The organism is Mycobacterium sp. P2_H7 (genome assembly GCF_056403275.1).
The window spans coordinates 1-12,267 of the sequence record NZ_JBFUFU010000035.1 but is presented as its reverse complement, the minus strand read 5'-3'; the positions used below and the strand labels follow the sequence as shown (position 1 = coordinate 12,267).

General features: G+C 67.0%; 13 protein-coding genes. 5 read left to right on the top strand and 8 right to left on the bottom strand.

The features are described 5' to 3' along the window. The coding region (locus AC1DY7_RS31100; protein ID WP_477497610.1) for an HNH endonuclease signature motif containing protein at positions 1–483 on the top strand (483 nt) is incomplete at its 5' end. Here AC1DY7_RS31100 and AC1DY7_RS31095 read toward each other — a convergent pair. Beyond that, entirely contained in the window at positions 480–1,820 is a 1,341-nt protein-coding gene (locus AC1DY7_RS31095) for an FAD-dependent oxidoreductase (RefSeq protein ID WP_477497609.1), read from the bottom strand. The genes AC1DY7_RS31100 and AC1DY7_RS31095 overlap by 4 nt on opposite strands. Positions 1,821–1,890: 70 nt before the next feature. Next, on the bottom strand, positions 1,891–2,745 hold the full coding sequence (locus AC1DY7_RS31090) for an SDR family NAD(P)-dependent oxidoreductase (protein ID WP_477497608.1): 855 nt from the start codon (positions 2,743–2,745) through the stop codon (positions 1,891–1,893). 108 nt (positions 2,746–2,853) lie between these two features. Here AC1DY7_RS31090 and AC1DY7_RS31085 point away from each other — a divergent pair, with 108 nt between their 5' ends. Genes AC1DY7_RS31085 through AC1DY7_RS31075 form a run of 3 tightly spaced genes read left to right on the top strand, consistent with a single transcriptional unit; the run spans position 2,854 to position 5,020 of the window. Further along, positions 2,854–3,429, top strand: coding sequence for a TetR/AcrR family transcriptional regulator (locus AC1DY7_RS31085; RefSeq protein WP_477497607.1), 576 nt, complete (start codon positions 2,854–2,856; stop codon positions 3,427–3,429). A gap of 2 nt (positions 3,430–3,431) precedes the next feature. Further along, positions 3,432–4,193 (top strand): 4,5-DOPA-extradiol-dioxygenase, encoded by a 762-nt coding sequence (ygiD, locus tag AC1DY7_RS31080; RefSeq protein ID WP_477497613.1) that lies wholly within the window; start codon positions 3,432–3,434, stop codon positions 4,191–4,193. Positions 4,194–4,249: 56 nt separating this feature from the next. Further along, positions 4,250–5,020 carry a serine hydrolase gene (locus tag AC1DY7_RS31075; RefSeq protein ID WP_477497612.1) on the top strand — a complete coding sequence of 257 codons (771 nt, stop codon included), beginning with the start codon at positions 4,250–4,252 and terminating at the stop codon, positions 5,018–5,020. Between the two features lie 4 nt (positions 5,021–5,024). On the opposite strand, the gene AC1DY7_RS31070 is transcribed toward AC1DY7_RS31075, so the two are convergent. The 3 genes from AC1DY7_RS31070 to AC1DY7_RS31060 are packed head-to-tail and all read right to left on the bottom strand — an operon-like array spanning position 5,025 to position 8,193. Next, complete coding sequence (locus tag AC1DY7_RS31070) at positions 5,025–6,305, bottom strand: GAF domain-containing protein (RefSeq protein ID WP_477497606.1); 1,281 nt, start codon at positions 6,303–6,305, stop codon at positions 5,025–5,027. Between the two features lie 53 nt (positions 6,306–6,358). After that, on the bottom strand, positions 6,359–7,156 hold the full coding sequence (locus AC1DY7_RS31065) for an acetoin reductase (protein ID WP_477497605.1): 798 nt from the start codon (positions 7,154–7,156) through the stop codon (positions 6,359–6,361). Next, complete coding sequence (locus tag AC1DY7_RS31060; RefSeq protein WP_477497604.1) at positions 7,153–8,193, bottom strand: 2,3-butanediol dehydrogenase; 1,041 nt, start codon at positions 8,191–8,193, stop codon at positions 7,153–7,155. Before AC1DY7_RS31060 ends, AC1DY7_RS31065 begins: the two co-directional genes overlap by 4 nt. A gap of 128 nt (positions 8,194–8,321) precedes the next feature. Between AC1DY7_RS31060 and AC1DY7_RS31055 the strand changes: the two genes are divergently transcribed. Further along, positions 8,322–10,145, top strand: coding sequence for a flavin-containing monooxygenase (locus AC1DY7_RS31055; RefSeq protein WP_477497603.1), 1,824 nt, complete (start codon positions 8,322–8,324; stop codon positions 10,143–10,145). 1 nt (position 10,146) lies between these two features. Here the strand turns inward: AC1DY7_RS31055 and AC1DY7_RS31050 are convergent, their stop codons facing one another. The 3 genes from AC1DY7_RS31050 to AC1DY7_RS31040 all read right to left on the bottom strand — a co-directional run. Next, positions 10,147–10,731, bottom strand: coding sequence for a hypothetical protein (locus tag AC1DY7_RS31050; protein WP_477497602.1), 585 nt, complete (start codon positions 10,729–10,731; stop codon positions 10,147–10,149). Between the two features lie 25 nt (positions 10,732–10,756). Continuing rightward, positions 10,757–11,974: an MCE family protein gene (locus AC1DY7_RS31045; RefSeq protein WP_477497611.1), complete on the bottom strand. Its 1,218-nt coding sequence runs from the start codon at positions 11,972–11,974 to the stop codon at positions 10,757–10,759. Positions 11,975–12,116: 142 nt separating this feature from the next. Further along, positions 12,117–12,267, bottom strand: a 151-nt coding sequence (locus tag AC1DY7_RS31040; protein ID WP_477496104.1) for a DUF5078 domain-containing protein, incomplete at its 5' end; no start/stop codon positions are given.

Below are 12,267 nucleotides of genomic sequence, written 5' to 3'. Positions count from 1 at the left end.
GTCCTGACCAACGAAGACCGCCAATACCTGCTCTGCGACGCCACCTGCGAAGTCTGGTTCCAACGCGACGGCCAACCCATCGGCGCCGGACGCGCCACCCGCACCATCAACCGCCGACTACGCCGCGCGCTGGAACACCGCGACCGCTGCTGCGCGGTCCCCGGCTGCGGCGCCACCCGCGGACTACACGCCCACCACATCACACACTGGGAAGACGGCGGCCAGACCGAACTCAACAATCTGATCCTGCTCTGCCCGTACCATCATCGGTTGCATCACCGGGGTGGCATCACGATCACCGGGCCCGCCGACCGCCTCACCGTCACCGACGACGCCGGAAAACCTCTGAACCGCGGATCACTGGCCCGACCACCCACCACCCCACCACCAGACGTCGAACCCTACAAAGCGCCGACCGGCGAACACGCCCAATGGTGGTGGTACACACCGTACGAACCGCAACCACCACCGCCGCCGAACTAGTCGCGGCCGGCCCGGATCATGTGATCCCGGGGCACCACCTTCACCCGCTCGCGACCCTGTTCGACGCCGAGCGCGATCTCGTGGGCATCGAGACGTTCCCATTCCGCCCACGTGGTGTAGTCGATCCCGTTGCGGGACAGGTGTTCCAGGATGGCATCGGGATCGGCGATCTCCGGCGGCCGAAGGGCGGGCAGGTCGGCCAGCAGGCTGGTGATCGTCTCGGACGCATCGGATTTCGTGTGACCGATCAGCCCGATCGGGCCACGCTTGATCCAGCCGGTGACGTACGTCGCGTCGACCACCATCCAGTCCGCGTCGAGCACCCGGCCGGCGTCATGCGGCACCACACCGGCGTGGTGGTCGAAGGGTAGATCGGCCAGGTGTGAGGACTGGTATCCCACCGCTCGGTACACGGCCTGCATCGGCCAGTCGGTGAATTCACCTGTGCCGCGGACCGTTCCGTCACCGATCAGCTCGGTGCGCTCGGTTCGGAGTCCCTCGACCCGGTCGGCGCCGAGCACCGCCACCGGCGCCTGGCACAGATGGATGTGGATGCGGTGCGGCGCCCCGGTGGGCTCCTTGTCCATGTACCGCATCATCGTGTCGACCACCAGCTTGACCGATTTGGTCGAGTTGATCGCTTTCTGACTGGCCTCGTCGATCTCGAAGCCCTCCGGGTGCACGACCACGTCGACACTCGGTGAGTGCGACAGCTCGCGAAACTCCATGGGCGAGAACTTGATCTGAGCCGGCCCGCGGCGGGCGAACACGTGCACGTCGGTGGCCCGGTTCAGCGAGAGTCCCTGGTAGACGTTGCCGGGAATCTCGGTGCTCAACTGCTCATCGGCCGGTTTGGCCAACATTCGCGCGATGTCGAGGGCGACATTGCCCGCACCCAGAACGGCGACCTGTTCGGCGTCCAGCGGCCAGGTCCGTGGCACATCGGGGTGGCCGTCGTACCAGGAGACGAAGTCGGCGGCCCCGTGATTGCCGGGCAGATCGGTCCCGGGGATGTCCAGCGAGCGGTCCGCCCGGGCGCCGGTCGAGAAGATCACGGCGTCGTAGTGGCGCCGAAGGTCGGCCAGGGTCACGTCGGTGCCGTAGTGCACGTTGCCGATGAACCTGATCTCGTCGCGCGAGAGCACCCGGCGCAGCGCCTTGATGATCTCCTTGATCCGCGGATGATCGGGCGCCACGCCGTAGCGGACCAAGCCGTAGGGCGCCGGCAGCCGGTCGAACAGATCGACCCGAGCACCGGGATGTTCGCTGGTCAGGATGTCGGACGCATAGATCCCGGCCGGACCGGCCCCGACCACCGCCACACGGATGTCACGCATTTCAGCACCTCGCTCACTTCAAAGTAAGGTGAGCCTAATTTGGTACGGCGGTACCGCAAGACCTACGTCCTCAGCGCACCAGCGTCGCGCCCCCGTCGAGACGGATCTGCTGCCCGGTCATGAAACGAGATTCGTCGGCGAGCAGGTACAGCACGGCGTAGCCGGTCTCCCAGGCGGTGGCCCGGCCCATCTTGAGCTTCAGGACGTCCTGGTAGGCCTGGTCGACCTCGTCGGGCTCGAACCCGAACAACGCCTGCGAATCGGTATTGCCGAGCTGCGAATCGATCGGTCCCAGCATCAAGGTGTTCGCCCGGATCCCGGCTTCCGCATACTGGGCCGCCGTCACCTCGGTGAGGTAGTTCAGACCGCACTTGCCCAGCGCGTACGGCATGATCCCGATGTTCAGGCCGATCTCGTTCTTGATGCTCGCGATCGACGAGATGTTGACGATACTGCCGGTGGTGTCGCCCTCGTTCTTCTCCATGGCTTGCGCGGCGAAGAGGTTGCAGTGGTAGCAGCCGAGCACGTTCACGTTGATGCCGCGATCGAAGTCGGCGGTGGTCATCGAGTTGTTCAGCCGGTCGAACGGCGGGTTGATCGCCACGCTGTAGACCATGCCGTCCACCCGGCCGCTCCGCTGCAGGACGGTCTCGAATATCGCTTGGCAGTCGTCCTTTTCCGCGACGTCGGCCTGCAGCGCGTAGGCGCTGCCGCCCTCTTCGGTGATCAACGCCACGGTCTGCTGCGCGGACCCGAGGTCGCGGTCGACGGCGACCACCGTCGCCCCGTGCCGGGCCGCCAGGATGGCGCTGGCGCGGCCGTTGCCCAACTTGGGGCCGGGCATCTGACCGCCGCCGACGATGACTACCACCTTGCCGGTGAGATCGAAAACCGTCCGCCCGGCGTTCTCGAAATCGATTGACATCATTCCTCTTTCAGACAGGAGAACGGCTCGGCCGAGAGATTATCTAGCTACCCTAACAGAACTAGGAAACATTTGTTACTTAGTGGGTATGCGCCCCATACTCGACGCATGGATACCGAGCCGGTCCGCGACCCTCGCGCTCAGCGCACGCGTGCCGTGCTGATGCAGGCCGCCCTCGATCTGGTGTCCGCGCGCGGCACCGCCGCGATCACCATGTCCGATATCGCCGAAACCGCGAACGTCAGCCGCAAGGCCGCCTACCAGCAGTTCGGCGACCGCGACGCCCTGCTGCTGCAGACCGCACTCGACCTGCTCCGCCGCGAGTTGGTTCCGTCACTCGCCGCGCTACCGAGAGGCCGGGCGCGGGTGTTGAGCAACGCCCAGCACTTCGCGCGGCACCGCGCCTTCTACCGTCCCGTCCTGCTCAGCGCCGGTGGCCTGGCGCTGAGTCGCGAACTCGCCCATGTCCTGGCGCCACTCACCCGCGAGAGTCTGGCCGTGCAGTTCGGCGACACCGTCAACGCCGACGCGCTCGCGGACCTGACCACCTCCTACGTCGGCGGCAGCACGGCGCTGCTGATCACCTGGCTGGTCGACGATGCCGAGCCGCTGGATCCGGAGGACTTCACCGAGCGGTACTTCCGCGTGCAGTCGGTGGTTCTCGGAGGACAATGGTCGACATGACAATGCCGGTGGTGTTCTTCGGGCACGGCAGCCCGATGAACGCGTTGGAGAACAATCGATACACCTCGGCGTGGCAGGAGTTCGGTGCGTCCGTTCCGCGGCCCCGCGCCATCCTCGTCATCAGCGCGCACTGGTACATCAACGCGACCGCGGTGACGGCGATGCCGAGCCCCCGGACCATCCACGACTTCTACGGATTTCCGCGCGACCTCTACGACATGCAGTATCCGGCGCCCGGTCTACCCGAACTGGCCGGTGAGATCGCCGAGATCGTGCAACCCACCTGGGTGGGCTCCGATCTCGACAGCTGGGGTATCGACCACGGGACCTGGTCGGTGCTGGTGCACGCCTTCCCCGACGCCGATATCCCGGTCGTCCAGTTGTCGATCAACGCCGAGAAGCCGTTGGACTACCACCTCGACCTGGGTGCCCGACTGGCCGGCCTGCGCGACCGCGGGGTGCTGATCGTCGGCAGCGGCAACATCGTGCACAACCTGCGCGCCATGGATCCCGCCGCTGCGGACAGCGGATTCGATTGGGCCGCAAGGTTCGACGATGCGGCCCGGGAACTTCTCGCCGAGGCCCCGGCCGACCTGGTGCGACTGACCGAGCATCCCGACTACGCCGCGGCGGTACCTACCCCGGATCACTTCATCCCGTCGCTGTATTTCGCCGGACTGGTCGCGGCGTCGGACACCGCGGCCGCCCGGTTGGTCGACGGTTACACCTACGGTTCGTTGTCCATGGCGTCGTATGCGGCATGATCGGACGGCGGGCAGATAGCGTGTGCCGCATGAGTACACGGGCTGTTCGTCTGGCGATGGTGCTGACCACCCTGCTGGCGCTCACGGGATTCGTTGCGCCCCAAGCCCGGGCCGATCTTCAGTCGCGCATCGCCGCGGCCGACAGCTATCTGGCGACCCGTCCCGGTGTCACCGGATACGTGCTGCGTGACCGGAGCACCGGAGCGCGTTACGCCAACGCAGGCGCCGACACCATGATCTGGACCGCGTCGACCATCAAGCTCGCGATGGTCGTCGACCTGCTGACGCGGGAAAGGGCCGGTGCCCTGCGCCTTTCCGCTGCGGACCGGCAACTGATGATCGCCATGTTGCGCGACTCGGACAACGACGCCGCCGACACGCTGTGGTCGCGCTACGGCGGACCCGACCACCGGGCGTTCAACGCCGACTTCCCGCGCTACGGCATGACCTCGCTGCAGCCACAGCCCGGTTTCGGCGATATCTTCCCCTACTGGGGTTTTCAGAAGTCGACGGCCAACGATCTGGACCGATTGATGAATTACATTCTGGGCCAGATGAACTCCGCGGACGCCGCGGCGATCGCGGGTGAGATGCAGAAGGTCAGCGCCGATCAGCAGTGGGGCGTGTGGGGTGCCGGGCCTACGATGGCTCCGGGCAACAAGAACGGCTGGTCCCAGGAGCAGGGCGGCTGGGTGATCAACTCCGTCGGATTCGCCGGGCCCAGCGCACGTTTCACGCTCGCCATCATGAACTCCCTCGGCGGCGAAGGTGGCTACGACGACGGCGTCGCGACCACCACCAAATTGAGTCAGATCCTGCTCGGCTGACCCGTCACCGCCCCCGTGCGGCCCGAATGGCAGGTGCGTTCGACGCCGCCAGGAAACTGCGCATGTCCTCGGGATAACGCACATCCAGTTCTACGGATTCTTCGAACCGGTAGGGCTGGGCGGCGATCATGCCCACGAGTTGCTTTCTGATCCGCGACATCTCGGCCCGCACGGTGACCACCCGGGAACGGTCGCCGTAGAGGTCCTCCGCCAGTTCCGGCGCGGAGCGGCCCGACCGTCTCGTCGCAAGCACATAGAGGATCTCGGCATGCCGCGGCGAGATGTCACGGCGCCACGACCCGAACCGGCCGGCCATCTCGAGCGCCGGGGCACCGGTGTCACGCAGGTCCAGGATGGCCCGGGCCGACGCCGGCGCGGCGTCATCGTCCCCGACGGGGCGCACCAGCCAACCGCCACTCAACGGTTCCAGGTCGCACGAGCCCAGAGCGGGCACCCAGGACCGGCCCGGTGTGGCGTTCTGCGGCAGCAGGATTCGATGATGCGGCGGCAATGCCCCGACGGCGGCCACCCAGCCATCCACGTCGACGGCCAGCGCAGGTGCGGCGATGCGGGCCAAAATCGGGGCGGCGACGGCCCGCAACTGGTTCAGCGTCCGGTCGTGCGCCTCCCGCAACTGGGATTCGGCCAACCGCGCCACCAGGTCGACGAGCGCGACGGTGGTGGGATGCACCGTCGCCACCGGGCCCGACACATCCACCGCGCCGATGACCTGGCCGGTTCGCGGGTCCCGGATGGGGGCGCCCGCACAGGTCCAGGCGTGATGACTGCGCAGGAAGTGCTCGGCCGAGAAGATCTGGACCGCGCGCCGCGATACCAGCGCCGTGCCGATGGCATTGGTGCCGACGGCGGTCTCACCCCAGTTGGCGCCCTCGACAAAGCCCAGCCGATCGGCCTGCATCAGCACCCGCGGAGCCCCGGACCGCCACAGCACCCGCCCGCGTGCGTCGGCGACCACCAGGATGTTGTTCCCGTCGGCCAGCACCGATTCCAGACCGCGGGCGATGTCGTCGAGCACCGTCATCAACCCGGAGGATTGCCGCAGCAGGTCCAGTCCGCTGCGGTCGACGTTCGGCGGACAATGGTGTTCCGGGTCAATCCCCTTGCCCAGCAATCTCTTCCATGATTCCTCGATGACCAGGCGCGGCTTGGCGGGCGACCGCGAGCCTGCCATGGTGGCGTCGTACACCTCGGACAGCAGCAGCGCATAGCTCCGCGGGTCATCGCCGAGCGCGACCGCGGGTTCGGGTATCGACGAACCGGGCATCGCCTCGATTGTGCTCCCCATCACACCGGCTGTCACGCGCGGGCGGCCCGGCCTCAGCGGTACACCATGCCGCCGTCGATCAGCCCGGACTGACCCGTCATGTAATCGGCGCCCGGTCCCGCGAGGTAGCCGACGAATCCGGCCACGTCCTCGGGGGTCTCGGCCCTGCCCAGCGCGATGGTGGCGGCGAACTTCTCGAACGTCTCCCCCTCGGCCGCACCGGTCAGTTCGGCGAACCGCTTGTCGATCTCCACCCACATGTCGGTGCCGACCACGCCGGGGCAGTACGCGTTGACGGTGATGCCGTCGGCGGCGTGCTCCTTGGCCGCGGCCTGCGTCAGCGCCCGGACCGCGAATTTGGTGGCGCTGTACGGACCCAGCATCGCGAACCCCTCGTGTCCCGCGATGGAAGACGCGTTGACGATCTTGCCGCCGTGACCGAGTTCCTTGAACGTGGCGACCGCGGCCTGGATGCCCCAGAGCACGCCGTCGACGTTGATGGCCCACAGTCGCGCCAACTCGGCCGGGGTCACCTCCGCGAGCGGACCCACCAAGGCGATACCGGCGTTGTTCACCATCACGTCGAAACCACCCAATGCGGAGGTGGCRTGGGCCACCGCGGCGAACACCGCGTCGCGGTCGGACACATCGGCCACGAATGTGGTTGCTTTCGAACCGAGTTCGGCGATCTCGTCGGCCACCGCGGCGATACCGTCCAGATTGACGTCGACGAGAGCGACATCGGCGCCTTGGCGGGCGAGTTCCAGGGCGACGCCCCGGCCGATTCCTCGGCCGGCGCCGGTGACCAGGGCGATCTTGTCGAGCAGCGGGGCCGCGATGGTGCGGGTCATGGCTGCACCAGGACCTTCATCTTGGCTCCGGCGTGTAGTGCCTCGAATCCCTCATCGATCACATCGTCGATGCCGATGGAGGTCACCCAGCCGGTGGTGTCGTAGGCGCCGCGCGCCATCAGGTCGATGACGGCCTCGAAGTCGGCGGAGGTGTAGCACAACGATCCCTGGATGCGGGACTCGTTCATCACCAGCCGCAAGAGTGGTGTGGTCAAAGGCTTTTCGTAGATCGCGACGCTGACCATCGGCCGCCGCGCCCCCACGCACGCGAGCGCGGTCTCCACCGCGGGCGCCACCCCCGCCGCGTCGTACACCGCGTCCGCACCCCGGCCCGAGGTGTGCTCGGCGATGAATGCGGGCACGTCGACCGCACCGGGATCCAGGGTGCGCGCGCCGAGCGCCTCGATGGCCGCCCGCCGGGTGGGTGCCGGTTCGACGACGAAGATGTCGTCGACTCCCTTGCCGCGCAGGGCGAACCACAGCCCGATGCCGATCGGTCCGGCGCCGAACACCATCGCGGTGCCCTCCCGGTCGGGATCGCCGAGGGTGGCCGCGTGATAAGCCACCGACATCGGTTCGACCAGGGCGCCGAGTTCCAGCGACACGTTGTCGGGCAGCTTGTGCAGCATGTTCGTGGGCACCACGGTGTACTCGGCCATCCCGCCGTCGGACATCAGGCCATGGAATCCGATCTGCGCGCAGATGTTGTAGTTGCCCGCCGCGCAGGCCGGGCACTGCCCGCACCGGTAGATGGGTTCCACCGCCACCCGGTCTCCTTCGGCCCAGCCCCGCACCCCGGCGCCGACGGCGGTGATGGTCCCGGCGAATTCATGGCCCATCACCAACGGCAGCTGCTGACCGGTCAGCGGATGCGGTTCGGTGGGCACGAAGATGGGGCCTGCGAAGTACTCGTGCAGGTCCGTCCCGCAGATGCCGTTGAAGCCCACCTGAATCTGCACGGTGCCGGGGCCGGGCTCGGGTTTGGGCACGTCGGTGACGTCGATCTTGTTCGGTCCGTAGTAGACAGCTGCTTTCATGACACCGTTCTATGTGGCGTGGACCACAGTCGGAAAGAGTTGCAGGGGGTTGCAAGCTCGCGCCACCTATCGGTGCAACCCCCTGCAACCCTTGTGACCACCGCCGACTCGGGTGTGTGCTGGCTCACATGACCCAGATCGCTGACCTTCCCGTTGCCCCGGCCACGTTGTCCCCGCAGGAGCGGGTCGACGCCTGGCTGACCGATTTCGAGCACGCCTTGGCCACCCGCGATATCGAGCGCGTCGTCGGCAAGTTCGCCGTCGACAGCTTCTGGCGTGACCTGGTGGCGTTCACCTGGAACCTGAAGACCCTGGAGGGTCGATACGCCATCGGTGAGATGCTGGAGAACCGGTTGGCCGGCGCCGATCCGTCGAGGTTCCGGACCCGCGAGACCCCGACCGCGGACGGGGACGTGACCACGGCCTTCATCGAGTTCGAGACCGCCGTCGGCCGCGGGGTCGGCCATCTCCGGCTCAAGGGTGATGAAGCCTGGACCCTGCTGACCACCCTGCAGGAACTCAAGGGCCACGAGGAGCCCAAGGGCACCACCCGGACCCTCGGTGCCGTGCACGGATCGGATCCGGATACACGGTCGTGGGCGGAGAAGCGCCTCGACGAGGACCTCAACCTCGGATACTCCGAGCAGCCGTACGTGGTGGTCGTCGGCGGCGGCCAGGGCGGCATCGCGCTCGGTGCGCGGCTGCGCCAGCTCGGGGTGCCTGCCATCGTCATCGACAAGCACGAGCGGCCGGGTGATCAGTGGCGCAAGCGCTACAAGTCGCTGTGCCTGCACGACCCGGTCTGGTACGACCACCTGCCGTACCTGCCGTTCCCGCCGAACTGGCCGGTGTTCGCGCCCAAGGACAAGATCGGCGACTGGCTGGAGTTCTACACCAAGGTGATGGAGGTGCCGTATTGGTCGAAGACCTCGTGCGTGGCCGCCACCTACAGCGAGACGGACAAGCGCTGGACCGTCGAGGTCAACCGCAACGGCGAAAAGGTGACGCTGCGTCCGGCGCACCTGGTGCTGGCCACCGGGATGTCGGGCAAGCCGAACGTCCCGGCATTCCGCGGGCAGAACGCCTTCCTCGGCGACCAACACCATTCCAGCCATCACCCCGGGCCCGACCAGTACGCCGGTAAGCGGGCGGTGGTCATCGGCTCCAACAACTCCGCGCACGACATCTGCAAAGCACTGTCGGAGAACGACGTCGACGTCACCATGGTGCAGCGGTCGTCCACCCACATCGTGAAATCGGATTCACTGATGGATCTGGGCCTGGGTGACCTGTATTCGGAGCGGGCGCTGGCCGCGGGCATGACCACGGAGAAGGCCGACCTGACGTTCGCCTCGCTGCCGTACCGGATCATGCACGAGTTCCAGATCCCGATCTACAACGCAATTCGCGAGCGGGACAAGGACTTCTACGCTCGGCTGGAAGCTGCCGGCTTCGACCTGGACTGGGGTGACGACGGCTCCGGTCTGTTCATGAAGTACCTGCGCCGCGGCTCCGGGTACTACATCGACGTCGGTGCGTGCGATCTGATCGCGGACGGCAGCATCAAGCTGGCGCACGGCGACGTGTCGCACCTGACCGCGAATTCGGTTGTGCTGTCCGACGGGACGGAGCTACCCGCCGACGTCGTGGTGTATGCCACCGGGTTCGGTTCGATGAACGGCTGGGCTGCCGACCTGATCGGCCAGGAAGTCGCCGACAAGGTGGGCAAGGTGTGGGGCCTGGGGTCGGAGACCACCAAGGATCCCGGCCCATGGGAGGGCGAGCAACGCAACATGTGGAAGCCCACCCAGCAGGACAACCTGTGGTTCCACGGCGGGAATCTGCATCAGTCCCGGCACTATTCGCTGTACCTGGCGCTGCAGCTCAAGGCGCGCCACGCGGGTCTGCCCACCCCGGTCTACGGGCTGCAGGAGACCCACCACCTGTCCTGACTCAGCAGCCGCCGCTGACGGTGCGGTCGGGCCTGCCCTGGTCGTCGACGACAATGTCGATCACCCCACCACGGGACAGGCCCACCCGCACCGTGCGGGGGCCGATCCACTGAATCAGGTCCAGCGACATGGCATCCGAGTTCACGCAGCCCAGGTTGGACTCCCGCGACAGCAGGCCGCGCCGGGTGTGCAGACGCAGTTCCCACGTCATGTCCGGCGCGAACCCGGCGGTGCTCTGATAGGCCACCACCTGCGCCCAGCCGTCCGGTGCCTCGAAGGTCCCCACCTCGTTCATGGGACTGGCGTAGGCCGCGGCGAACCAGCCGAGGAACCCCACCACCGCGGCGCCGAGTGCGCAGACGAGCACGCCCGCCGACTTCAGTGTCGTGCGACCGAAACCCATCCAGCAGGCGACCGCCAGGATCAGGAAGCCGGGGACGCCGAACAGCACCGGATGGTAGAGCCACGGCCGCACGACGAAATACGGGTAGAGCAGGAGTCCGCCGACGGCCAGGGTGCACAGCGCCGCGCCGATCAGGGTCAGGATCGCCACGGCCGTGGCGCTCGAGCGTTTGGGACGAGCCACCCGGTCAAACTAGTCGATCCCGGCCTCAGGGATTGATGGTGTCCTCGCCCAGTTGCCGGCCCCATACGTATTCCGACGCCAGTGGCTGACCGGGTTCGAGGTGGTTGTAGGGCGCGAGGCTGGCGCCGGTGTCCATCACCAGGTACGGCGCGGGCCACAGATCGCGGGTGATCGGCTGCCAGCAGCCGGGCCGGCCTTCCGGGCCGCCGCTGGCGTTGACCCGCGGCAGATTATCGGGATACACGTAACCGTTTCCGGCGCCGACCAATTCATCGGCCAGCACCAGTGAGTACCCGTTGCCGCCGAGCATGTCGGCGAACCGGGGCGCGACGTCGTGGAAGTTGCGCAGGGTGCACAGTAGCGCGGGGCTGTAGTAGTCCAGCAGCTTGCCGGTGGGCAGCAGATCCATGGCACCGCGCACCAGATACGGCCCGCCGCGCTCGACGATGTCGCCGGCGGTGTTGCCGAACCCCACCGCCGACATCAGCGCCTGATCGACGTTGCCCCGCTCGGCATTCAGCGTCCGCGCCGTGGTCACCGCGTTCGTCAACCCGTCGAACAGGTCCGGCGCCGCGTCCGCGTACACCGCCGACAGCTCCGCCAATCCGGTGGTGTCCCGATTGATCTGCGGCATCCGGGTATTCAGATCACCCAGGATGTCGTTGCCGTCGACCAACGACTGCCCGAACCGGTCTCCGAGGCCGTCGAGCGCCTGCGCCGCGGCGGTCAGCGTCTGATTCAGCTTGACCGGATCCACCTGCGAAGCGATACCCATGATCGTCTCGAACAATGTGTTGAACTCCGTCGTCGTGCTCCCCGCCGTGATCGTCGAACCGGGCTGGAGCGTTTCCGGCGATGGATCGGCGGGCGACACCAACGAGATGTACTTGTTGCCGAACACCGTCGTGGCCCGTACCTCGGCGTCCACGTTGGCCGGGATCAGGGTCAGATACCGCGGTTCGACGTCGAGCAGCAGCCGCGCCCGGGACCGGCCACCGTCGGTCAACACGCCCGCAGACGTCAACCGCCCGATCGGCACCCCATTGAAGGTGACCTTCGAGCCCGAATCCATCGACAACCCGGCCCGGTCCGCCATCACGACGAGGGTGGATTTCTGGTCGAAGTAACCCCGGAACTGCGCCCAGGTCAGACCGCAGACCGCGACGACGATCGCGAGCAGCACCGCGCCGGCGATCCGGTACGGGGGCTCCTTCGCGTCGTTGAACGGGCCGTCATCGGCCACGTCGTCGACAAGTTCGTTACCACCGGTACCGGGTACTGTCACCGGCCAATTGCACCATGTGACAACAGCTTTCCGCGTTCCGCGGCGTAGTGATCCTCACCAGGTCAGGCCACCTGGTGTGACGGCAGTTACAGCCGACGGCTCAGTGCCAGTCCCAGACGGACATGTCGTTGGCGGGGTAGTTCTGGCAGATGTCGGTGGTGTGGGCGGCGACGCCTTTGTTGTTGAAGAACAGTTTGGCCCAGTTGGGCCAGCGCCAGGCCATGTTTTCGTAGAAGGCGTTGGTGGCGGTG